General features: G+C 49.5%; 1 protein-coding gene. It reads right to left on the minus strand.

Annotated elements, in window-relative coordinates:
- Nucleotides 1–141: 141 nt before the first annotated feature.
- A partial coding sequence (locus tag WFM46_RS23715; protein WP_336998721.1) for an alanine/glycine:cation symporter family protein occupies nt 142–1,203 on the minus strand: 1,062 nt, incomplete at its 5' end.

Below are 1,203 nucleotides of genomic sequence, written 5' to 3' on the forward strand. Positions count from 1 at the left end.
CGGGCTTTTTTTCGCATGTTGCACGCCTGTGGGGGGATGAGAATCCCAGACCGGGGTTCGACAACTGGCGCAGCGAGTCAATCCCCCTCACTACGCTATTAAAAAAAAGCCCGTACTTTCGTACGGGCTTTTTTCGCGCCATCAGCTTATTGTACGGCCTCCCGGCAGAGAAGATGTCTGATCCGGGTTCACACCTTTTTCATCTTTACGTTCCTTAACCCAGTGATCGGCATTTTTAATCCCAAGCCGGATCGGGTCAAATTGTGGATCGATACCTTGCGCTTTCTGCGTTTCATAATCATTAAGGCTGGCAAATGCTTTTTTATGTAAAAGAACAATTGCAATAATGTTAAGCCACGCCATCAACCCGACCCCAATATCGCCCAGACCCCATGCCAGATCCGCAGTACGCACGGTGCCATATACCGTGGAGGTTAACAGGAATATTTTCAGCAAGAACGTCAGCCATGGGCGGTTAATTTTGCGGTTGATAAAGGCAATATTTGTTTCAGCAATATAGTAGTAGGCAATAATAGTGGTGAAGGCAAAGAAGAACAGCGCAATGGCGACAAAGTAGTTACCAAAACCAGGCATCATACTTTCCATCGCGGTCTGCACATAGCCAGGGCCTGCTGCAACACCTGCGATGCCGGTGTAGATTGCCGCGCCATCAACGCCCTGAACATTATACAAGCCGGTGATCAACAGCATAAAACCGGTAGCGGAGCAGACGAACAGCGTGTCGATATAGACTGAGAAAGCCTGAACCAGCCCCTGCTTCGCCGGATGACTGACTTCGGCCGCTGATGAAGCATGTGGCCCTGTACCCTGCGCCGCTTCGTTGGAATAAACCCCGCGCTTAACGCCCCACATGATCGCCTGCCCCAGAACGGCACCAAAGCCCGCTTCGAGGCCAAATGCACTTTTCCAGATCAGCAGAATAACGGAAGGAAGCTGTTCAATATTAATGGCGATAATAACGCAGGCCACAATAATATAACCGAGCGCCATAAAAGGAACGACCATGCTGCTAAAGCTGGCGATCCTTTTTACACCACCGAAAATAATGAAACTTAACAGCATGGCCAATATTGCGGCGGTAACATTCGGATTAAGTCCGAAGGCAATATCCAGGCTGGCACCAATAGAGTTTGCCTGTACGCCTGGAAGTAATAAGCCGCAGGAGAAAATAGTCACTACAGC

This window comes from Leclercia sp. M50 (assembly GCF_037150775.1).
Lineage (GTDB): Bacteria > Pseudomonadota > Gammaproteobacteria > Enterobacterales > Enterobacteriaceae > Enterobacter.